Source organism: Paenibacillus sedimenti, assembly GCF_014534655.1.
Classification (GTDB): domain Bacteria; phylum Bacillota; class Bacilli; order Paenibacillales; family NBRC-103111; genus Paenibacillus_E; species Paenibacillus_E sedimenti.
Map to the genome: position 1 here is coordinate 67,978 of NZ_JACVVD010000014.1, position 20,430 is coordinate 88,407.

A 20,430-nucleotide genomic window follows, 5' to 3' on the forward strand; every position below is an offset into this window, starting at 1 on the left:
GCTTTTTTTGTGTATTTATTGAGAATAAGGAGCTCATGTGAACCATGATGAGGCGGATAGTGCCTACAAGAGAAAATAAAACTAATTAAAACAGACAAAGGAGCCATATATCTTGTCGGACCCATTGAACTGCCGGTTAACTTACTTGGGGAAACAGCCCAGTTTAAGTGGTACTGCTGGCTCAATTGCAGCAAAGTGACGGAAGATTTTGAGCGTATTATCGCCAAATTATCATCTGTAAATTTAGCTGAATTTCAACAATCGAGTGTGCTTGTCCATGGGGATTATTTTTGGCAGCAAGCGATGTGACTGCGGATATCAACTCAAACAGTCGATGAAACATATCTCCGAGCATGGAAGCGGCGCGATATTTTATCTGGCAAACCATGAAGGAAGAGGCATCGGGCTCTTCAGCAAAGCACTCGCCTATATTCTACAGGAAAACGGATATGATACGGCGGATGCTAATCTTAAACTTGGTTTTGTTGACGATTCGCGAGATTATAGCGATGCGATAAGGGTTTTAAAAGCACTTCGGACAAAACCGGTCACACTGATCACAAACAACCCAAGAAAACTAGACGCGCTAAGTAAGGCAGGTCTGGATATAGAGGATCGGGTGCAGCTTTGGGGAGATGTCTCCGAGTATAACGAGAAATATTTGAAAACGAAAATCGAGCGGTCTGGACACTTGAATGAAGGCGAAGGCTGTTGCAATAATGACTAAGCACGTCCTGGCATGAATTAAGGGATATCGTACATATTTAAATCCCTGAGATTTTCTTTCAAGATCTCCAATCCTCTTTTTAATTCCTCCAAAGAATTTGTAGAGGCAAGAGCTATTCTCAAAAACTTGTCCTGTGTACTGGCCCCACTTAAAAAGCGATCTGAGTGAAAAACACGAATACCTTTGTTCAGAAAGTAACTCTCCATCCGTGATCCATCGCCATTGTCCGATATGGGAAGCCATCTATAAAAGCTCAGTGGATGACCAGTGTGGAAAGACAGTGGGAAAAACTCTGAAAATATATGATTTGCAGATTGAGCCAGCTGTTTTTTTTCCTCAACAACCTCATTCGCTTTTCCCGATAAAATAAGTTCGGTTATAATCTCGGCATCCAATGAAGAAGTTTTGACATTGATATTAAAAACAGCCTTTATCATCCTCTCTTTAAAATTCTCCCCAAACACAATGTATGCCACTCGGAGCCCTGAACAGACTGACTTGGAGGTACTGCAGATATAGACTGTTTGTTCTGGGATGAGCTGAAACATCGGCTGATCATAATCGGCATTGAAACCAGCTGTCAAAAAGGCGTAAATATCATCTTCAATTAAAATCAAATTACGCTTGCGAATTACAGCAGCTAATTCTTTTTTGCGGTTTTTTGAAACCACTACTGTAGTGGGGTTAGAACAAGAAGGCATCAAAAAAACGCCATGTACTTCCAGTTGAAGGCACTGATTATCAAGTTCATTCGGCAGCATTCCACATTCGTCACCGGGAATCGGAACTAACTGAATACGAAACATTTTTGAAATCTCAATAAAATTTGCGTATGTATAAATATCCACTGCAATTCGGTTGCCCGGTTCAAACAGAGCTAACAACGTGATTGCGAGCGCATTCTGTGCTCCGGAAACAATAGCCATATTTTCTATGTCCGCATCGATGCCGAAAGCCCTCATCCAATTTAGTCCTGCTATTTTGTGATGTGGTTTTCCTGTAGGATCATTATAATCCAAAAGCTGTTCTAAATAACTTTTCTCCATTACTCTTTTTGCAGCCAAGGCGACGATAGGGTTTGTTTGTTCAAATGATGCAACAAAACCAAGTTCAACACATTCACTTGAAATTTTATCTTTTGAAATTGTAATGGAGCGTGCCGCGTTGGGCGAGACAAATGTACCGCTCCCGGTGACAGCATAAATTAAGCCTTTAAGTTCACATAGTTTGTAAGCACGTGTAATGGTCGTAAAATTCACATCTAAAAAATCGGCCAACTCCCTTTGTGGAGGAAGTTTTGTACTGGGAGCTAAATATCCGCTTGCAATGTCATGCTCCAGCAATAAGGCGAGCGAAAGATAGAGCGGACGTTTCAATGCATCTCTGTCGGGTTTCCATGACATGGGGTAATCAACGAAGGAATTAATCGGCATGCTGTACCTCGCAAAATTGTAATCCATACAATTATACAGTTGATTGTATGGATTTACACTGTTAACACTGCAATGAAAGTAATTATGCTGAGGAGATGCGAGCTAACCATGAGAAATAAAAATGAACTTCAATTGGCATTTCGTGCGGCTTTTCCCTCTACTATCCCCATTTTAACAGGCTTTTTATTCTTGGGGATTGCATATGGCATCTTCATGAATGTATCGGGTTTCAGTGCGGTTTATTCCATCCTAATGAGCCTGCTTATTTTTGCTGGTTCAATGGAATTTGTTGCTGTCAATCTGTTGCTTGGTACTTTTAATCCATTAGGTGCCCTGTTCCTCACTTTAATGGTAAACGCGCGTCATCTCTTTTATGGGATATCCATGCTTGAAAAATACTGGGGGACCGGACTAAAAAAGATTTATCTGATTTTTGGTCTATGCGATGAATCTTTCTCTATTAATTACACAGCGAATATACCGCAAGAGGTGAATAAAGGATGGTACATGTTCTTCGTCACCATGCTTAATCATAGCTATTGGGTGCTTGGGGCTTCAATTGGGGGGCTTTTGGGATTGCTGGTGCAATTAAATATGGAAGGGCTTGAGTTTGTTATGACGGCTCTATTTGTTGTCATCTTTATTGAACAATGGAGGAAGGAAACTGCACATCACAGCGCGTTATTGGGTTTGGGACTATCACTTTTATGTCTTTTCATTTTTAACAGCGGCAGTTTTATCATCCCTTCCATGATCATCATTCTATTGGTACTTACTTTGATGAGAAAGCAGCTAGAGAAAACAGGTGAACGTGCATGTCAATGACTTTATTAGAGCGAATGATTACGATTGGAATGGTCGTTTTGGGAACCATGATGACAAGATTTATTCCATTTATTATTTTTCCATCGGGCCGACCCACACCAAGTTATGTGAGGTATCTCGGCAAAGTATTACCCTCGGCGGCTCTAGGGTTACTTGTTGTCTATAGTATCAAGGATGTCAAATTGTTATCCGGAAACCACGGTGTACCCGAACTGATTTCAATTGCTATAGTTGCTTGTCTCCATAATTGGAAGAGAAATATGTTATTGTCTATTGCAAGTGGGACTCTTGTCTATATGTTTATAATTCAATTTTTATAAGTTCGCTATCTTGTTGCTAATGAGCGACCAAATGTTGGAACGGATAGCGAATTGACAATGAATCATTTACCGTGTTAGCATAAAAACGATTTTGAAAGTTATTAAGGAGGGGAGTTTATCCATGCATTCCATTCGATTAAGATAAGATGGCAATAAAAAAGCAGCTTTTTCCATATTTTATGGGCTTTTTTGTTGTGCTTATTTTATGAAATGGGGTCGAACATGGATAGGTTAAGGAATAGCCTCTATAGCTATGCCTTTTATTTCTCTATGCCTTTTCATTGGTATGCAGACCGAAGCCCGTACATGTGGACTTGAGGCCTGCATTTTTATTGCCTAAAAATCAATAAACAACCAATAAAAATGCGGGGAGATAAAAGATATGAACATTCAAAAGGTAAACTGGAAACGTAATTTTTTCGCAATATGGGCGGGGCAAGCTGTATCACTGATTACCAGCGCTATTCTTCAAATGGCGATTGTTTGGTATCTGACTGAAAAAACAGGCTCGGCTATGGTGCTTTCAATGGCTACACTGGTTGGATTTTTACCGCAGGCGCTTGGCGGGCCCATGATTGGTGTTTTGGTGGATCGTTGGAGCCGCAAAAAAGTAATGATTATGGCTGATATCCTCGTTGCGGCAGCGGCGGCAGCTTTGGCCGTGGTTGCTTTTTATATGGAATTGCCTGTCTGGGTGATTATGATTGTACTGTTTATTCGCAGTATTGGTGCGGCTTTTCATTCCACCGCATTGAGTGCGACGACGCCTTTGTTAGTACCTGAGGAGCAGCTGGCGAAATGTGCCGGGTACAGTCAGTCCGTACAGTCGGCCAGCTATATTATTAGTCCGGCAGCCGCGGCGCTTCTATATTCAATTTGGGATCTGAACGCTGTTATAGCCCTCGATGTTTTGGGAGCGATAATGGCTTGCATCGCGGTCGCGATGGTTTCGATTCCGAAGCCGGAAGTTACGGAGTCCGTTGCGCAAAGTGGCTTTACAGAAGAACTGAAAGCAGGATATGATGCGCTGAAACATCACAAAGGGTTAGTTGCTCTTCTTTGGATCGGAGGGTTATTCATTTTTGCTTTTATGCCCATCAATGCGTTATTTCCTCTCATGACTATGGGGTATTTCGGAGGAACGATGAAGCAGGCATCCGTTGCGGAAGTTAGTTTTGCTGTCGGCATGTTGGCGGGCGGTTTACTGCTTGGCGCATGGGGAGGCTTTAAGAAACGATATCTGACTATTGTCACCTCCATTGTTGTAATGGGGTTTGCGCTATCCTTTGCGGGATTATTGCCTACAAGCGGGTTTATCGCTTTTGTGGTATGTTGCGCCGTTATGGGTTTTTCCGGGCCATTCTACAATGGTGTACAGATCTCACTATTCCAGGAAAAAATTAAACCGGAGTATTTGGGAAGAGTGTTTGGATTGTTTGGCAGTGTGATGGCTCTGGCTATGCCTCTGGGCGTGGTTATTTCCGGTGTTTTTGCGGATCAGATCGGCGTTAATCGATGGTTTATGCTATCCGGTCTCATGATGATCGGGATTGCGCTGCTTTGTCTGTTCATTCCGGCAATCAGACAACTGGATCACTCCCAACAGTCTGAGTAATGAAGCATCACGCTCACCTTCATACAAAATAAGGACACCCGAAAGGGTGTCTTTTCTAATACCGGTGCTTTTCTGTTTGAGGGTATGTTTTAATAAGAAAGCACATATACTGAATTATGTGCATAGTGTACATCATGTGCATAATCAAGTAAAATGGAGGTGAGGAGGGGTGATTATGCAAAATCTTCTTAACGCTACCGATGTAAGAGCAAATTTTGGTGGATTTATAGATACCATTGTGAGAGAGAAGCCTCAAGCCATCAAACGAAACAGAGATGTGATTATGGCATTCTCAAAACAGCAAATGAAGGAACTGCTGTCTGTATACGAATTGACATTCGAGTATGAGCAAGATGAGGATGGTCGTTATGTCGGATCAATCGAGCAAATTGATGATATTGTTGCAGACGCTGAGACACTTGAAGAACTCAGAAATGAATTAGCAAGGCACTTGGTGGAATATGCAATCGATTATGAGGCCAATTACTCTCGCTACTACAGTACCCCAAATCGCCATAAGCACGCTCCATACGTTCTGCGTGTTCTATTGGAAGATGATTTTGAATCGGTGTCGCGAATGTTCCATGCCTAGTTGGAGTGATTTAGAGAGTTTTTTACGAAGAGATGGCTGGCTTATGGTGAGACAAAATGGTAGGGACAAGATTTATGAGAAAACTTTGCCTAATGGAGAGATTCTCAGGACAGCAGTATCGAAGGGAACAGGCGAGATTGGCAAAGGATTGTTTAATCGGATTTTAAAACAACAGCTAAGAGTAGACAAAGAGTACTTCAACTCGAAGAAGTAGGCCTATAATCGGGCGTAGTCTCTAATGTTCATAAAGCTTGGCAAAAGTTTGCAAACGGAAGCACCGTGCCAGCAGAAGTTTGTTTTCTGCTAGCATGTGTGCTTTTTTTTATCGGCTATTAGGAGTGGATAATGTGTATCCGAAAGTGGACTTTCCGAAGAAAGTAACAGAGAAATGGCTTAATCGGGCTTTTGCTCCGCTAAGCGATTTTTTGAACCGGGAGCGCCCGGAAGATGCTCGCAGCATTATGGCATATATGATGTTCATGTACAATGCGGATCAGCAATTTCATTATCGAAATTGCATCACAAGAGATTCAATTGTGCTCGACCAGTCGGGGAGTTTGGTTGCCTGCGGCGAGGAGGCGCTTCGCTATAATTTCGAAAATGAGGAAAGTATCGTGGTGGATCGCCCGTCAAAAGAAGAACGATTTGTTCACCCGAATGTAACCGATTGGATGGAAAAGAGTCTTAATAAAAGGACTGAAGAGAAATACGGCGAGGAAGTATGCATTTTCCTTCAGGAGCTGTGGGGACCGATCGTGAACTTCGACTTTTGTAATCTGAAAACAGGCTATCCCATAAAATGGGCTCAAATGCGCTACTGCTTATATCTGTATCCAACTGATTTCCCGACAAAAATCACGATCCTGTTTGTTGGAAATGAAATCGTGGAGAGAAGATGCAGCTACTCGCAATATTCCGAATACGAGAAACTAGTGCGTAAACTAAGCTTTGAGGGCTGGCAAGTGATTACCGTTATTCGGGAGTTTCTTGACCGGGATCTCGACCAATTCCGGCTGTATTTATCTAAAACGATCAATTTGGCAGAGCCTAGAGATTACGGAGATGGTCATGATATAATGTATATTTGAAATAATTGATAGCGGAGCTGACTATTCAATGAGATTCAGGAACATGCCATTACCGGAGGACGAATTGCGGGTTATTCTGCGGGCTGCCGATGATATCATTGCCGAAGGCGGACGGACGCTTCTTGCAAAAATCTTAAAAGGCTCGAAAGATCGGAAGTTGTTGGACCTTGGTTTGGAACGAAACCCCTCGTACGGATTCTATAGGGACCTCACTTTGGAGCAGATCATGGCTAAGGTGGATCATATGATTCGCACCGGTTTTTTGGAGATCGAGAAACAGGGCAAGCTGCCCATGATTGTTTTCTCCTCACGCGGATGGGCGATTGAAAGAGAAAGACGTGCCGAAGAATTTTTGCAAGAATGGGATCGCGGGATGGAAAACAACATCATTCCGATTAGCATGGAATATTTGAAGGAGCGTAACCGGGGCATGATTTTCTTGTTCCTGTATAAAATTTTATGCTCTGGAAATAAAAAGTACATTCCCTATTTGACTCTATGGGAACGTATCGATTTCAAAAATGTCCGTGCTGAGATTCGCAATGTGATCGAAGCGCTGAAACAACGTGGTCAATTAGAGGATCCGGATTGGGAGCAGTTAAAACGTGAACGGGCCAAGACGTTACTCATCCGCTCGCGTGATCCGATTATTATGGTGTGCCGGAAATGCGATAATCCATTTATATTTGATGAAACGAACCCAGATTACTACACGGCTGAAGGTTTAAAGTTTCCGGAACTGTGCCCGCGCTGCTCGATAAACGGCCAATCAGCATGAATAGACAAGAGCTGCGCACAAAAGTACGCAACACGGTACACCGATTGGTTCACGAAAAAGGATATGCTAGTTCAATCGATTTGTTTGTCCAAATGGAAAAGATCTCTCCCAAGCTTGTGGAGGAGTGGCGCTTTGGTCGGGTCCCCTATTTGGAAAGAGTTCTTCAAGGCAATCTGGGGCAGCTTAACTATATTATGGCCAAGTTTAAGGAAACGGCAAAAGAGATGGGCTTGACACCATCTAATACAGCTTATATGAGGTGGGGCAAAGGGCCGAAGCAACCGCTGCGCTTTTCGAAATCCGGCGACGCTAATGTCGAACGTCATTATTCCACTCACTTCGTTGCGAACAAAAATAAGGATTCTTTGGCGTCCCAACCTCTAGGTGAGGCGTAAACTATAGCATAAGCGTGTACAACCTTCCCAAACAGCCAAAAGCACCCATTCGGGTGCTTTTTTTGTACCAGGAGGTACAGGAGAAGAACCCTGTCGCGCGAACCGCTGCATAAGTGGACAGTAGGTCAAGAGTAAAGCGGTAGCTCAACGTAGAAAGATACCTTCTGATCCTTGATGTTTTTCGCATAAATGTTTCCTTTATGCTGATCGATAATAGCTTTAGCGATCGCCAAACCGAGGCCATAGCCCCCTTGGCTGCGGGCTCGAGATGGATCCGTTCGGTAGAATCGATCGAAAATTCGTTCCAGATGCTCTTCAGAAATCCCTTCTCCCGTATTGGTTACCTTCAGAATGATATTCTTGTGGCGCTTTTTCAATGTAATATCCACAGATCCGTTAGGATTCGTATATTTCAATGCATTGTCCAGCAGGATCATAACCACTTGTTTGAACTGCTCGACGCTGCCGCGGGCTGTCAATTCGGGTTCGATCTCGTAAGAGAGATGAATATTGCGCTCAAAAATGACGGCTTCCATCGTAAGAACAATCTGTTCCACAGCATCGCTTACCTTAAAAGGCGCAAACATCACACCTTGATTTGTTTGATCCATTTGCGCCAAATAAAGCAAGTCATTCGTAAGTTTTGCCATTCGTTCGGATTCCGATTTGATAAAGGTGAGCCATTTGGATTGATTCGCAATGGTATCATTAGCATTGGCCAGCAGGACATCAACGTTGGTGTTAATTACGGTAAGAGGGGTCTTAAGCTCATGCGAAGCGTCGGCAATGAATTGCTTTTGCTTATCGAATGCCTCTTGTACCGGCTCTATGGAGCGATTGGCAAAAAATCGGCTGATGAAGTAGATGATAAAGAGCATGATGGATGCTACAAGAAGAAAAGCATATATTAAGTTAACCAAAAAGGTTTGTTGAGAAGTGATGTCGAGAAACAATATGACATAGCCATCAGGTGTTGTCTTTATCGTATAAGCCCAACGGTTGCCATCCAGCTTGAACTTGCCCTGTTGCTTGTTACTGGATATGGCTTCGGTTGCGGCCTCGTTGTAGAACTCAATTGTCATTTCATAACGGGAAGAAACAGATTTGACTGTTGCTTGCTTATCCGTAACGAGAGAAAAGGAAATGGAGCGTCCAATAGGCGGATTTCTGTCGGCGTTCGACTCAGGCTGGGATAGGTTGGGATTCCCTCTCGACGGACTAGTTTTCCCTGCACCCTTGCGTATGAAATCGGATTCCCGTTGCAGTTCCATATCGATGTCGCGGCTGATGTTTTGATACATAATGATATAAATGCAAGCGAATGCGATGAGCAACATGACCGAGATGGTGACCATGTTCAGCATGAGAAATTTATTTCGAAGCTTACGAAACACTACGCCTTCACCTCCAATACATATCCAACGCCTCGAATCGTATTGATCCCTACCGCGGAATTCAAGTGAACAAGCTTTTTCCTCAAGAAGGAAACGTAAACCTCCACGTTATTATGCTCAGCCTCAGAATCAAAACCCCATATCTTCTCAATAATCATTTCTTTAGGCGTAACAGCCTGTTTCCTCATGATTAAAAGCTGCAGCAGCTCACTTTCTTTCAAGATGAGTTTGATTTCCTTGCCGTGGCATGACAGCTTTAATGTCGCCGTATTTAATTCGATATCTCCATATTGTATCGTGTGATCCGGCATCACTTCGCCCTTACGCCGAAGCGCGGCGCGTATGCGGGCGAGCAATTCCTCCGTAACGAACGGCTTGGCTATATAGTCGTCAGCCCCGTAGTCGAGACCCGAAACCTTGTCCGAGGTCTCTCCCCTGGCAGTAAGAAGGATCACCGGTGTTGATATGCCTTCTTTGCGAATCGTCTGCAAGAGTGCAAGACCGCTTATGCCGGGAAGCATAATATCCAGCAGCAGCAAATCATAAATGCCGCTTCGCGCATAGTCCAAGCCGGAACTGCCGTCATGGACCACATCCACGAAATAATGATGCTTTTGCAGGATCTGAGCAAGAGCTTCTGCTAGATGAGCTTCATCTTCGACGATGAGAATTCTCATAGTTATCTTCCTTTCGGGCTTGGAGCCTGGTCAAGTTTAGGATCATTATAGCACTTCAAACCTTTAGGAAACCTTAAACGCAGCATTTAAGGTTCGTTAAAGGTTCGCGTCCTAAGATAGAGCCATCCAAGAGATAAGACAGGAAGGAGCAACTAAAATGGCCATTGAGGTTTTCAATCGATACGAAAACAAGTATCTGCTTAACGATACTGGCTTTCACACGATTCACGATAAGCTGCTTGCATATATGGAGCTTGATGAATATAACCGGAAGCATACGTTTTACTCCATCAGTAATATTTACTTCGATTCGAAGGACCATGCCTTGATTCGGCATTCCCTGTCGAAGCCCAAATATAAAGAGAAGCTTCGGCTTCGAGCATACGGCGTTCCTGAGCCGGGATCCAAAGTGTATCTGGAGCTTAAGAAGAAGGTTCATGGGCTCGTGAATAAACGAAGAACCGCTCTTCGGACGAACGAAGCTTATGAATTTGTCCGTACAGGAGTAAAGCCAAATTTCGCAAGCTATATGAATAAGCAAGTGCTAGGCGAAATTGAGTACTTCTTGCAGCGCTATACGTTGGAGCCGAAGGTGTACCTGGCTTACGACCGAATTGCGATGTTTTGCAAAGAAAGCCGGGATCTGCGAATTACGTTCGACCGAAATATCCGATCCCGACGATACGACCTGCTGCTGGAGAGCGGCGATCATGGCGAGCAGCTGTTGGGAGAAGGACAGTGGCTCATGGAGGTAAAAGCGGAGAAGACCATCCCGGTCTGGCTCGCACGGCTATTATCTGAACATAGCATGTTTCGGACGAGCTTCTCCAAATATGGCAATGAATATATGAAAATGAGGATGCAGCATCAACAACTGAAGGGAGTAAGCGCATATGCTTGATTCTTTATTTACGGCAACGACAATGGACTCAACCATTACTATCACTCACGCTTTGTTAACGATTGTGGTTTCTTTCCTGCTAGGCGGAATTATCAGCATCACTTATATGAAGACCAGTAAACAATCTTATTCCCAAAACTTCGCACTCACGATGATTCTGATTCCTTCGATTATTGCCATTATCATTTTGCTGATTGGGAACAATGTGGCCAGAGCCTTCAGCCTTGCCGGAGCCTTCTCGATCATCCGGTTCCGAAGTGCGCCGGGCGACCCTAAGGATATTGCTTATGTCCTTTTTACGATGGCTACAGGGCTTGCCTGCGGTGTCGGGATGTACGGTTATGCCATTCTTTTCACCTTCATCTTGTGCGCCTTGATGATGGTGCTCCACAAGTTCAAATTTGGCGCGAAAAGAAGCTCCCAAAAGCTGCTGAAAATTACGGTGCCTGAAGATCTGGGGTATGAGGAAGCCTTCCTCGAGGTGTTTAAAACCTTTCAAGTTGGTCATGAGCTCAAAAAGGTCAAAACGACCGAGCTGGGCAGTCTCTTCGAGCTAGTCTATTTGATTACGATGGACCCGAAGACAAGCCAGAAGGAACTGATCGATGCCTTACGATGCAGGAACGGGAATTTGAATATTACCTTATCCATGAACCCTGAAGCTTCAGACTACTAAACGATACGGAGGATTGAATTGATTATGAAAAATACAAACATGACAAAGACCATCATGCTGGCGCTCTTGTGCTCATCGGTGCTTTCGGCTTGCCAGAGCCAGGCGACTACTCAGAACAGCACATCCGCAGCATCGACAACCGCTGCATCAGCACCTGCAGCAACAGCAAATGCAGCAACGGCCCAGGTTTCCACTACACCAACGCCTGTGACCTATAGTCAAGATGATGAGTATAGTGACTGGACGACGGCCAATCCGAGCTACATCGAGCTCAGTGAGTCCGGCGCAAGCATCAAGGGATCTGGTGCTGACGCTAAGGATCGCACGGTAACCATCACAGCGGCAGGAACTTATGTATTGAGCGGCCTATGGGAGCAAGGACAAATCGTCGTCGATGCCCCGAAGGAGGATAAGGTCCGCTTGGTGTTGAACGGGGTAGAAATTCATAGCAAGGAAAGTGCAGCGATCTACGTGAAACAGGCAGACAAGGCGATTATTACGATTCAGGAGGGTACGAAAAATGTCGTAACCGATGCAGCCGAATATAAGACGGAGGACTCCCAGTCGGATGAGCCGAATGCGGCGATCTTTAGTAAGGACGATCTAACCCTGAATGGAACCGGTGCTTTGACCGTTCAAGGGAACTATAATAATGGAATTACTAGCAAGGACGACCTGAAAATTACCGGAGGCGCGATCACGGTCTATGCAGCCGATGATGGCGTCATGGGAAAGGACCTGGTGGCGTTCAAGGAAGGCACCCTCACGATTGAAGCATCCGGAGACGGCATCAAAGCAACCAATGATACAGATGCTTCCAAAGGGCTGGTTCATATAGACGCAGGTGCGTTCTCTATTAAAGCGGGAAGGGATGGCATTCAAGCGGCTGCCTCCGTACAGGTGAATGGAGGTTCGTTCACGATCTCATCCGGTGGCGGCAGCGCAAAAGCCGTTGCGAAGGCAGTCGAAATGAACGGCGGCATGAGAGGTCCAGCTCCGGCTGCTGCAACGACTAGATCTACAGCTACAGAAGCGGAAAGCGGCAAAGCCATCAAAGCCGGAGCAAACATTACCATAGCGAAGGGTACCATCGGCATCGATTCGGCCGATGATGCCATCCACGGCAACAACAACGTTGATATCGCAGGAGGGGAACTCACCATCACTTCCGGGGACGATGGAATCCATGCGGATTCATTCCTCCTGATAAGCGGCGGGAACATTGAGATAACCAAGAGCTATGAAGGCATAGAGGGCTCGAACGTAACCATATCGGGCGGGGAGACCAAAGTGACTGCGAGCGATGACGGCATTAATATTTCTGGAGGCGTGGACGGGTCGTCTATTGGAGGGCGTCCTGGACAGAACAACTTCAGTTCCTCGAGCACCAATAACAAACTCACGATAACCGGCGGCACGGTTCATGTCGATTCCACGGGCGACGGATTGGATGCGAACGGGTCCATCCTGATGTCAGGCGGCACCGTCTTTGTAAGCGGCCCGACGGCGAACAACAACGGCGCGCTGGATTATGACGGAACCTTCGAATATACCGGCGGCCAGTTGGTGACAACCGGAAGCGCAGGGATGGCGCAAGCGCCATCGGATTCATCGACGGGGCGTTCTCTTCTCATGACATATTCTCAGACGCAGAAGGCGGGAACGGTCGTAGAGCTTAAAGACAAGAATGGCAACATCGTGGCAAGCTTTGCTCCTGACAAAGACTTTCAAACGATCGTTATTGGCTCATCTGAGCTCAAGAAGGATACAGCCTACTCGCTGTATACCGGAGGAGCGAAGACCGTTGAATTCACCATTGCAAATTCGACCACATGGTTGAATGAAACCGGAGTAACCTCCGCCAGAAGCACCGGTCCGGGAGGATTCGGAGGAGGACCCGGCGGCGCCGGGAATCGGGGTCAAGCTGGAATGGGGAGACCTTAGGGCAGAACGGATAAGCCTTAGTGGTCCACGACTGCCAGTTACATGCTGAGCATCATGAAGCTGATGGATTAAGGATTTGCAATCTACGTTTCAACTCCATACAATGAAGTGGCACCCGGGAGGGTGCTTTTTCATTGCATGGCGCTTACAAATTGTGCCAGAGGCTCATTCTTTGGCCTGAATATGCACCATCGGAAGGAGCATATGATTCGCGCCGTTGTTTATTGGGAGAAGGACGGGTCATTGAAGTTTGTAGCAGCTGCATGCTATCATTCAATAATCGCTATAAAAATAGGAGTGCATGAACTTGATAAAGCAAGAGAAAACCATATATTTCATCTTAGCGTTGGTTGTCATCTCATGGGGTTTAAACATTGTAATGGTAAAATATCTGACACAGTCTATCTCGCCTATGCTAGTTGCCGCAATTAGGATGCCGCTTGCTGGCATCGTATTACTTCCGTTTGTTTGGAAAAAGTACGGATTCTATAAACCAAATATGAAGCAGTGGGGACTTCTTCTTCTCATCGGCGTAACCTCCATTTTCTTTCACCAGTTGTTTTTAGCGTATGGGGTCGTTACAACGACAGCTACCAATGCATCGCTAATACTGGGATTAAATCCGCTGTCTACGGCTCTTCTTGCATCCATGTTCATTGGCGAAAAATTCAATATGAGATTAGCTCTCGGCATTTTATTCGGATTCTCAGGCGTTGTCTTGGTCGTCACTTCCAAATCGGCAGGTAGTTCTATCGGTTTATCCGGATGGGGAGATTTGATCATGTTTCTATCCATGTTGGCTTATGTCATAGGCGGGTTGTTCATCAAAAAGTTGTCGGCCACCGCAATACCGACTTTGGTAGTTACAGCCTACTCCACGGTAATTGGCGGGGTATTATTAAATCTAGGCACATTGACGATGCTTGGGCCTTCGTCTTATGATCAGGTTCATTTGTCGGTTACGGCTTGGGCTGTAATGCTGATGTCAGCTTGGGGAGCATCTTCACTAGGAACGCTAGGGTGGAATCACGGTATTAAATTTCTAGGTGCCAACAAAACAGCCATGTTCCTTAACGGACTGCCTTTTGCCAGTATGGTTGGGGGCGTTATTTTCTTGGATGAGCATATTGGCTGGATTCATGTTACAGCCTTTATTCTTACTACGTTTGGCATTGTTATAGGGACTTTAAAGAAAAGAGATAGCAGCCTTACCCCTGCAGGCGGAAGCTCAGTTAAATATTAGATCCGACCAAAGCAATATTAATTGCCAAGAAACTCTTTTTTAAAAATTTCCATTAAATATTCCAGCGTGATGGGATCACTGTAAGTGGATGCTTTCGAATTTATTTCGATTACTCGATTGTTTTTAACGGCAGGAATATTCTTCCACATATCGGTTTTCAGGAATGACAGATCACTGTCCGAGTATTTGCTGAAGACAATATAATCTCCGGCAAACTCGGGAACAACTTCTAGCGATAGTGTATGGTAGCCTGGTCCCAGCGCCTTTTCTTTCACTTTATCAGGCATTTTCAATTCCATCGCTTGATATAGTATTTCGGTTCCGCGTGCCCAGTTATTGCCGAATACTTAAAGCTGCTTATCATCGTTTTCGATTACAGAAACGGTTGCGTCTTTGCCTAATTTTGGACCAATTTCTTCTCCTGCGGCTTTTGCGCGTTTTTTGAAGTCCTCGGCCCATTACTCGGATTGGTATGTGATCGTTCCTGACTTCTTCCCGTTTACAGGCAAATCTTCCTTTTTACTGGCTGATCCGCTGCTGCACACGCTTAAAACAGTACTAGCGAAAGTATGAAGGGGATCCATCCTTTTTTCATTTTCAACACTCCTCCCTTATCGAATTACTTACCTAGAAAATTCTTTTTAAAGAATTCCAGTTGGAATTCTAATGTTAATGGATCATTGAAATAGAACTCTTTTGCGTTGGCTTCAAACACCCGTTTATTTTTAACAGCCGGGATATTTTTGTATGTATCTGTTGCCATGAATGAACTATCCGCATCCGAATATTTGCTGAAGATGAGATAGTCTCCGACAAATTCGGGAAGCACTTCTGGCGATATTGTTTTAAGCGGCCACTGAATAATACGGGTGATTGCTTTTAATAATGCAGATTTCGAGAACGATGATTGACCTCCGTATTTTAAGAGTAAGTGACCAATAAGTAATTGATAAAGATAGGGTTGGAAAAAAAAGTATTGACACACTAAAATGAGAACGATTATCATTATCGATAGAGGTGGACAATGGCTTGATCCGGCTATGACTAAAATATTCATTCAAACTTCAAATGCTGTTCCACATGAAGATACATAATTAGGAGGATTTAACCATGCGCACATTATTTAAGCCGCTTACAATCCTGTTATCCGTTATGCTGTTGTTTCTGACTGCGGCTTGCGCTTCCGGAAGCAGCTCCACGAGCGGTTCTGCCCCGACGTCGGGTTCGCAGCAGTCTTCGTCCCCGCAATCTCCTTCTCCGACGCCGAAAGATACGGTGAAGACCATCAAACACGCGATGGGCACTGCGGAAATCAAGGGAACGCCCAAGCGCATTGTCGCGCTTGAGTGGACTTATGTGGAGGATCTGCTTGCAGTCGGCGTACAGCCTGCAGGCGTGGCCGATATTAAAGGCTATAAAACCTGGGTGAACGTCCAGCCGGCACTCGCTGCAGATACGGTGGATGTAGGGACACGCCAGGAACCGAACCTGGAAGCGATCACCGGATTGAAGCCTGATCTCATCATCACTGCTTCAAACCGGGCGAAATCGAATTACGAGAGCTTGAATAAAATCGCTCCGACAATCGTGTTCGAATCGTATCCGCCGGAAGGAGCGGGGGATCAATATGCCGAGATGGAGCAAACCTTCAAAACGATTGCAGACCTGGCAGGTAAAACTGCAGAAGCCGACAAAGTGCTGAAGGATCTGCAAAAAACGTATGACGACACCAAGGCTAAGCTGAAAGCGGCCAATAAGGACGGAGCGGAGTTTTCGCTTACGCAGGCATTCAGCAATCAAAACGCGGCCGTATTGCGGATGTTCACGGACAATTCGATGGCGGTGCAAATCCTGCAGCGTGCCGGTATGAAGAACGTATACAAATCAAGTAAATTCGAAATATACGGCTTTGCAACCGGGTCCATTGAATCGCTGCCTTCTGTTCAGAACGCCAGCTTTTTCTACATCGTTCAAGATAATGACAACGTATTTGATAAGCAGTTAAAAGACAATGCAGTCTGGAAAGGGCTCAATTTTGTGAAAGAAAACCAGGCCTACAAGCTGCCGGGCAATACGTGGCCCTTCGGCGGTCCGTTGTCGGCCAAAGTGTTTGTAGAACTGACTGCTGACGCTATGATCAAAGGATCCGGAAAATGATATCAGTACCTTCATTCATCAGTAAGACCGGATGGAAAGCGGGATTGGTATTCGGCGGCGGCTTTATCTTGCTGGGCGCCCTGATGTTCGCCAGTCTGATTCAAGGTGAAGCCGATCTAACGGTATTCACCGCAGTCGATGCGCTCTTAAATCCGCAGGATACCCTCGCACATCACCTGGTGCGGGGTATTCGACTGCCAAGAGCAGTGATGGGACTGCTAGCAGGCGCCGCCTTGGCGGTTTCAGGCGCATTGCTGCAGACTGTAACGCGCAATCCGCTGGCATCGGCATCGACGCTCGGTCTCAATGCGGGAGCATATTTTATCATTGTACTTGCTGCGGTATTTTTCCCCGGCTTGAAAGCGGACGCCCCGCTGCTGCTTGCCTTGGTCGGCGCATGCGGTGCGGCTGCCATGGCCTATTTGATGGCCGGCGGCCGCAAAAGCACTCCTGTGCGTATGGCGCTTGCCGGAATGATCGTCTCTCTCGTGCTGGCTTCCTTCACAAGCGCTCTTCAACTGCTCTATGAAAACGAAACGAATGGTTTGTTTGTCTGGGGTTCGGGTTCGCTTCTGCAGAACAATTGGGCGGGAGTTCGTTATTCGTGGGTATGGATCCTTATCGGGATAACGGCAGCTTGCCTGTTTGCCCGAACGCTCGATCTATTGGAGCTTGGAGAAGAGACGGCCCGTTCGCTTGGACAGACTGTAAACGGAGTCCGGTTCGGCGCCCTTGCCTCCGCCGTGCTGCTTGCGGGCGTGACAGTCAGTGTGGTCGGTCCGATCGGTTTCGTGGGTCTGATCGCGCCGCACCTCATCCGATTGATCGGTTTTAGGCGCCATCGTCTGCTGCTGCCGGCAAGCGGTTTGTGGGGCGCGGTCGTCCTTGTCGGCGCAGATATGATCGCGCGTATGTTCCGGAGCATGCTGGGTGAGCTTCCCGCAGGAGCGGTCACTGCAGTTATCGGCGCACCTTGGCTGATTTGGCTTGCCGTAAGAGGCGCCAAAGAGCAGAGGTCGACGGAAGGCAATTCGTCCATGAGCATCGGTATCTTGCGGAAAAGTATCCCTTATCCGGCGATGGTTGCCTTAACGGGAACGGCACTTTGCATCCTGATCTTAGCTGGACTTATGGCAGGCGCTATGAAACTTCCGCTCACCGAGGTTTGGGCTGTAATAACCGGGGGCGGTTCGGACATCTCGAAGAACATCGTCTTCGAATTGCGTTTGCCCCGTATGCTTGTTGCGGCTCTTGCAGGAGCAGTTTTGGCCGTTGCCGGTGTCATGATGCAGGGCGCGGTCCGCAATCCATTGGCTGATCCGTCCGTTGTCGGCGTTACGGCGGGAGCGGGCTTTGGTGCCCTGCTGCTTCTGGTCATCTGGCCGCAGGCGCCGGGATCCATGCTGCCGGCCGCAGCACTTGCGGGTGCCGTCATGGCGGCAGGCAGCGTTTATGCGATCTCCTGGAGAAAAGGGTTAAATCCCGTCGTGCTTGCGCTGGTCGGTATCGCCGTATCGGCCGTCGGGTCGGCCGGTATCCAGTTCCTTGTGATCAAGTCAGGAATTGCCGCAGCTCCTGCACTTGCCTGGCTGGCCGGCAGTACGTATGCCAGAGGCTGGGAAGAGTTGATCAGGCTTTCGATCCCGGCTGTGCTACTTCTTCCCGCTGCCTGGGTTCTGGGGCGTAAAGTCGATCTGCTGGCTTTCGGGGATCAGATATCGCTCGGTCTTGGCTTGAAGCTGCAGAGAACACGCCTTACCGCTGCCATCATCGGCGTCGCGCTTGCCGCCGTAGCCGTCGCCGGTGTAGGCACTGTAGGTTTTATCGGTCTATTGGCGCCTCACGTCGTCAGGCTCTTTGTTGGCCAAAATCACCGCCAGTCCGTTCTGCTTTCTTCAATTATCGGAGCTTTGCTGCTCGTAGGCGCCGATATAATAGGCAAAGTGATCATCTCTCCGAAAGAAGTGCCTTCGGGGATTGTCGTCGCTTTAATTGGCACACCGTATTTGCTTCTACTGATGTACCGAAGCGCCGTTCGGAAGTAAGTGGTAGACTCCCGTCAGGCGGCTTCGTTTCTGAACATAAACCCTGAAACATATGATATATGCCCTAGAAGCTGGAGGGCTTTTGTCTGATCGGGGTGGATTTGCCAAGGTATGCTTCACCTCCATAAAAAAATAGACACCCGATAGGGTGTCTTTTCTGGTTATAGAGAAAGATGTTTATAAAAGGTTAATAGTTGTTCCCTATTGTTTTCCCTTTCCTTGCAATTCGTTCAAATATTCGTCCAATCGATCGAAGCGCTCCTCCCACATGCGGCGGTAAGATTCCAGCCAGGTGTTCATTTCTATAAAAGGCTGGGGGCTTAGCTTATAAATACGCCGATTGGCGCTCGGCTGTACTTGAACAATCCCCGCGTCACTAAGGACGCGAAGATGTTTGGAAACCTGTGGCTGATGGAGGCTGAGGCGCTCGGCGATTTCCCCTACGGTGAGAGGGCCTTCACGCAGGAGCTCTACGATGTTCAAGCGGTTGGGCTCGGCGAGTGCGCTCCAGGTTGTTATTTTCAAGCCCATATGACTATGCTCCTTCCTTCAACAAGATTCGCGGTTCCGGTTTATGCCGCTAAGCGGATCGGCTGATTTAATGAAGCCGCTTTTTGTTTCTTATGATAGCATACATAGGATCCGGCGATCACAGAAAATCCGATGAAGAAAAACACCCAGCCGCTGGCAGGATCGCCCACAGCTATACTTGAATACATCGCGCCAATCAGGTCAAAAGCAAGCCCGGCGTAAGCCCATTCCTTAATTCTCGGCAAGCCGGGAATCAGTATCGCTGCAAGACCTAATAGTTTAGCCACGCCAAGAAAGGGGAGGAGATAGGCGGGATAGCCCAAATGATCAAATAAAGCAACCGCATCCGGCAAAGAGAGGATATCCGGAATAGCACCGAATCCCATTAAGGCTATCAGTAGAGCCGTAAAAATCCAATACATAACTTTTGTTTTTTTCATGAATATTTTACTCCTTTCAATTTGTAGGTTGTCGTACAGTGGTTCTTACATGTTGGCCAGTTGTTCCTCAAGACGATTAAGTGTTGATTTAGCTCCCTCGATGGCTCCATATTCTTTGACCACTTTATCAAGCTCCTCGGCGGATTTAAAGCGCATCGTCATGGTGAGATCGGTCTTCGTATCAGACTGCTCGGCAAACGTAACCGTCACTTGAAATTGATCATCCTCACCGCCCCCGCCATGGGAATATACGAGTCGCTCGGGGCTTAAGATCTCGCGATAGACGATTTTATTGTCATAATCAACGCCATCGGGACCGTGCATGACGTAACGCCATACCCCGCCTGGTCTTATGTCGATTTCTTGAACCGTAATCGTAAAGCCTTTGGGTCCCCACCATTTCGGCAAATGCTCAGGATCTGTCCAAGCCTTGAACACCAGTTCCCGCGGCGCATTAAAGATACGAGTGATACGAAGCTCTTGACCTGTTACGGATGTAACGGTGTTGTTTGTTGCCTGAGTTTCTTTCATTTTATCATTCCTCCAAATTGGTTTGTTCTTGCTATCTGCTTTAAATATACCATGACAGGAATATTCCTGTAAAGGAATATTCAATATTTTTTTCGAATCGTCCATTTGTCATGATCTG

The 20,430-nt window shown here is 46.4% G+C and carries 20 protein-coding genes and 3 pseudogenes; 15 read left to right on the forward strand and 8 right to left on the reverse strand.

Features of this window, described 5'->3' with window-relative positions; translation table 11 throughout:
* The first annotated feature begins 75 nt into the window (after nucleotides 1-75).
* Nucleotides 76-727: pseudogene (locus ICC18_RS28170) on the forward strand (GTP cyclohydrolase II).
* A gap of 17 nt (nucleotides 728-744) precedes the next feature.
* Here ICC18_RS28170 and ICC18_RS28175 read toward each other — a convergent pair.
* Nucleotides 745-2,160 carry an aminotransferase-like domain-containing protein gene (locus ICC18_RS28175; RefSeq protein ID WP_188177749.1) on the reverse strand — a complete coding sequence of 472 codons (1,416 nt, stop codon included), beginning with the start codon at nucleotides 2,158-2,160 and terminating at the stop codon, nucleotides 745-747.
* A gap of 108 nt (nucleotides 2,161-2,268) precedes the next feature.
* Here ICC18_RS28175 and azlC point away from each other — a divergent pair, with 108 nt between their 5' ends.
* The 8 genes from azlC to ICC18_RS28215 all read left to right on the forward strand — a co-directional run bounded on the left by azlC (nucleotide 2,269) and on the right by ICC18_RS28215 (nucleotide 7,773).
* Nucleotides 2,269-2,985 (forward strand): azaleucine resistance protein AzlC, encoded by a 717-nt coding sequence (gene azlC, locus ICC18_RS28180; protein ID WP_188177750.1) that lies wholly within the window; start codon nucleotides 2,269-2,271, stop codon nucleotides 2,983-2,985.
* Nucleotides 2,976-3,305, forward strand: coding sequence for a branched-chain amino acid transport AzlD family protein (locus tag ICC18_RS28185; RefSeq protein ID WP_188177751.1), 330 nt, complete (start codon nucleotides 2,976-2,978; stop codon nucleotides 3,303-3,305). Before azlC ends, ICC18_RS28185 begins: the two co-directional genes overlap by 10 nt.
* 382 nt (nucleotides 3,306-3,687) lie before the next feature.
* The gene (locus tag ICC18_RS28190) at nucleotides 3,688-4,920 is read left to right on the forward strand and encodes a Mef(A)/Tet(V) family efflux MFS transporter (RefSeq protein WP_223192937.1); all 1,233 of its coding nucleotides are present in this window, start codon (nucleotides 3,688-3,690) and stop codon (nucleotides 4,918-4,920) included.
* 175 nt (nucleotides 4,921-5,095) lie between these two features.
* Complete coding sequence (locus tag ICC18_RS28195; RefSeq protein ID WP_188177752.1) at nucleotides 5,096-5,512, forward strand: RelB antitoxin-like protein; 417 nt, start codon at nucleotides 5,096-5,098, stop codon at nucleotides 5,510-5,512.
* Nucleotides 5,505-5,726, forward strand: a complete 222-nt coding sequence (locus ICC18_RS28200) for a type II toxin-antitoxin system HicA family toxin (RefSeq protein ID WP_188177753.1) — start codon at nucleotides 5,505-5,507, stop codon at nucleotides 5,724-5,726. Before ICC18_RS28195 ends, ICC18_RS28200 begins: the two co-directional genes overlap by 8 nt.
* A gap of 133 nt (nucleotides 5,727-5,859) precedes the next feature.
* The gene (locus tag ICC18_RS28205) at nucleotides 5,860-6,600 is read left to right on the forward strand and encodes a hypothetical protein (RefSeq protein WP_188177754.1); all 741 of its coding nucleotides are present in this window, start codon (nucleotides 5,860-5,862) and stop codon (nucleotides 6,598-6,600) included.
* Between the two features lie 43 nt (nucleotides 6,601-6,643).
* Nucleotides 6,644-7,378 (forward strand): RQC-minor-1 family DNA-binding protein, encoded by a 735-nt coding sequence (locus ICC18_RS28210; RefSeq protein ID WP_223192938.1) that lies wholly within the window; start codon nucleotides 6,644-6,646, stop codon nucleotides 7,376-7,378.
* Nucleotides 7,375-7,773, forward strand: a complete 399-nt coding sequence (locus ICC18_RS28215) for a hypothetical protein (protein WP_188177756.1) — start codon at nucleotides 7,375-7,377, stop codon at nucleotides 7,771-7,773. Before ICC18_RS28210 ends, ICC18_RS28215 begins: the two co-directional genes overlap by 4 nt.
* A gap of 125 nt (nucleotides 7,774-7,898) precedes the next feature.
* Here ICC18_RS28215 and ICC18_RS28220 read toward each other — a convergent pair whose 3' ends face one another.
* Both ICC18_RS28220 and ICC18_RS28225 read right to left on the reverse strand, forming a co-directional pair.
* Entirely contained in the window at nucleotides 7,899-9,167 is a 1,269-nt protein-coding gene (locus ICC18_RS28220) for a sensor histidine kinase (protein ID WP_188177757.1), read from the reverse strand.
* A complete protein-coding gene (locus ICC18_RS28225) occupies nucleotides 9,167-9,844 on the reverse strand; it encodes a response regulator transcription factor (protein WP_188177758.1) in 678 nt (225 codons plus the stop codon). Before ICC18_RS28225 ends, ICC18_RS28220 begins: the two co-directional genes overlap by 1 nt.
* A 157-nt stretch (nucleotides 9,845-10,001) precedes the next feature.
* Here ICC18_RS28225 and ICC18_RS28230 point away from each other — a divergent pair, with 157 nt between their 5' ends.
* From ICC18_RS28230 to ICC18_RS28245, 4 genes are all read left to right on the forward strand, one after another.
* Entirely contained in the window at nucleotides 10,002-10,745 is a 744-nt protein-coding gene (locus tag ICC18_RS28230) for a polyphosphate polymerase domain-containing protein (RefSeq protein WP_188177759.1), read from the forward strand.
* Nucleotides 10,738-11,421, forward strand: a complete 684-nt coding sequence (locus ICC18_RS28235) for a DUF4956 domain-containing protein (protein ID WP_188177760.1) — start codon at nucleotides 10,738-10,740, stop codon at nucleotides 11,419-11,421. The genes ICC18_RS28230 and ICC18_RS28235 overlap by 8 nt, the downstream gene beginning before the upstream one ends.
* Nucleotides 11,422-11,445: 24 nt before the next feature.
* Nucleotides 11,446-13,365, forward strand: a complete 1,920-nt coding sequence (locus ICC18_RS28240; RefSeq protein ID WP_188177761.1) for a carbohydrate-binding domain-containing protein — start codon at nucleotides 11,446-11,448, stop codon at nucleotides 13,363-13,365.
* Nucleotides 13,366-13,672: 307 nt separating this feature from the next.
* Nucleotides 13,673-14,608 carry a DMT family transporter gene (locus ICC18_RS28245; protein WP_188177762.1) on the forward strand — a complete coding sequence of 312 codons (936 nt, stop codon included), beginning with the start codon at nucleotides 13,673-13,675 and terminating at the stop codon, nucleotides 14,606-14,608.
* A 17-nt stretch (nucleotides 14,609-14,625) separates the two neighbouring features.
* On the opposite strand, the pseudogene ICC18_RS28250 reads toward ICC18_RS28245, so the two are convergent.
* Nucleotides 14,626-15,066 (reverse strand): annotated as a pseudogene (locus ICC18_RS28250) (ABC transporter substrate-binding protein); the annotation flags it as partial.
* A gap of 161 nt (nucleotides 15,067-15,227) precedes the next feature.
* A pseudogene (locus tag ICC18_RS28255) lies at nucleotides 15,228-15,449 on the reverse strand (ABC transporter substrate-binding protein); the annotation flags it as partial.
* Between the two features lie 269 nt (nucleotides 15,450-15,718).
* Here ICC18_RS28255 and ICC18_RS28260 point away from each other — a divergent pair.
* On the forward strand, nucleotides 15,719-16,765 hold the full coding sequence (locus tag ICC18_RS28260; protein WP_188177763.1) for an ABC transporter substrate-binding protein: 1,047 nt from the start codon (nucleotides 15,719-15,721) through the stop codon (nucleotides 16,763-16,765).
* A complete protein-coding gene (locus ICC18_RS28265; RefSeq protein WP_188177764.1) occupies nucleotides 16,762-18,810 on the forward strand; it encodes an iron ABC transporter permease in 2,049 nt (682 codons plus the stop codon). Before ICC18_RS28260 ends, ICC18_RS28265 begins: the two co-directional genes overlap by 4 nt.
* 201 nt (nucleotides 18,811-19,011) lie before the next feature.
* Here ICC18_RS28265 and ICC18_RS28270 read toward each other — a convergent pair whose 3' ends face one another.
* From ICC18_RS28270 to ICC18_RS28280, 3 genes are read right to left on the reverse strand one after another with little or no spacing between them, the layout of a single operon-like run.
* Nucleotides 19,012-19,341 (reverse strand): ArsR/SmtB family transcription factor, encoded by a 330-nt coding sequence (locus ICC18_RS28270; RefSeq protein ID WP_188177765.1) that lies wholly within the window; start codon nucleotides 19,339-19,341, stop codon nucleotides 19,012-19,014.
* Nucleotides 19,342-19,382: 41 nt separating this feature from the next.
* On the reverse strand, nucleotides 19,383-19,781 hold the full coding sequence (locus ICC18_RS28275) for a DoxX family protein (RefSeq protein ID WP_188177766.1): 399 nt from the start codon (nucleotides 19,779-19,781) through the stop codon (nucleotides 19,383-19,385).
* 45 nt (nucleotides 19,782-19,826) lie between these two features.
* On the reverse strand, nucleotides 19,827-20,312 hold the full coding sequence (locus ICC18_RS28280; RefSeq protein WP_188177767.1) for an SRPBCC family protein: 486 nt from the start codon (nucleotides 20,310-20,312) through the stop codon (nucleotides 19,827-19,829).
* Nucleotides 20,313-20,430: the final 118 nt, after the last annotated feature.

Bases quoted from the DNA above. Each gene is read 5' to 3' on its own strand.
- ICC18_RS28175 (WP_188177749.1), bottom strand. From the start codon at position 2,160: ATGCCGATTAATTCCTTCGTTGATTACCCCATGTCATGGAAACCCGAC.
- azlC (WP_188177750.1), top strand. From the start codon at position 2,269: ATGAGAAATAAAAATGAACTTCAATTGGCATTTCGTGCGGCTTTTCCC.
- ICC18_RS28185 (WP_188177751.1), top strand. From the start codon at position 2,976: ATGTCAATGACTTTATTAGAGCGAATGATTACGATTGGAATGGTCGTT.
- ICC18_RS28190 (WP_223192937.1), top strand. From the start codon at position 3,688: ATGAACATTCAAAAGGTAAACTGGAAACGTAATTTTTTCGCAATATGG.
- ICC18_RS28195 (WP_188177752.1), top strand. From the start codon at position 5,096: ATGCAAAATCTTCTTAACGCTACCGATGTAAGAGCAAATTTTGGTGGA.
- ICC18_RS28200 (WP_188177753.1), top strand. From the start codon at position 5,505: ATGCCTAGTTGGAGTGATTTAGAGAGTTTTTTACGAAGAGATGGCTGG.
- ICC18_RS28210 (WP_223192938.1), top strand. From the start codon at position 6,644: ATGCCATTACCGGAGGACGAATTGCGGGTTATTCTGCGGGCTGCCGAT.
- ICC18_RS28215 (WP_188177756.1), top strand. From the start codon at position 7,375: ATGAATAGACAAGAGCTGCGCACAAAAGTACGCAACACGGTACACCGA.
- ICC18_RS28225 (WP_188177758.1), bottom strand. From the start codon at position 9,844: ATGAGAATTCTCATCGTCGAAGATGAAGCTCATCTAGCAGAAGCTCTT.
- ICC18_RS28230 (WP_188177759.1), top strand. From the start codon at position 10,002: ATGGCCATTGAGGTTTTCAATCGATACGAAAACAAGTATCTGCTTAAC.
- ICC18_RS28235 (WP_188177760.1), top strand. From the start codon at position 10,738: ATGCTTGATTCTTTATTTACGGCAACGACAATGGACTCAACCATTACT.
- ICC18_RS28240 (WP_188177761.1), top strand. From the start codon at position 11,446: ATGAAAAATACAAACATGACAAAGACCATCATGCTGGCGCTCTTGTGC.
- ICC18_RS28260 (WP_188177763.1), top strand. From the start codon at position 15,719: ATGCGCACATTATTTAAGCCGCTTACAATCCTGTTATCCGTTATGCTG.
- ICC18_RS28265 (WP_188177764.1), top strand. From the start codon at position 16,762: ATGATATCAGTACCTTCATTCATCAGTAAGACCGGATGGAAAGCGGGA.
- ICC18_RS28270 (WP_188177765.1), bottom strand. From the start codon at position 19,341: ATGGGCTTGAAAATAACAACCTGGAGCGCACTCGCCGAGCCCAACCGC.
- ICC18_RS28275 (WP_188177766.1), bottom strand. From the start codon at position 19,781: ATGAAAAAAACAAAAGTTATGTATTGGATTTTTACGGCTCTACTGATA.
- ICC18_RS28280 (WP_188177767.1), bottom strand. From the start codon at position 20,312: ATGAAAGAAACTCAGGCAACAAACAACACCGTTACATCCGTAACAGGT.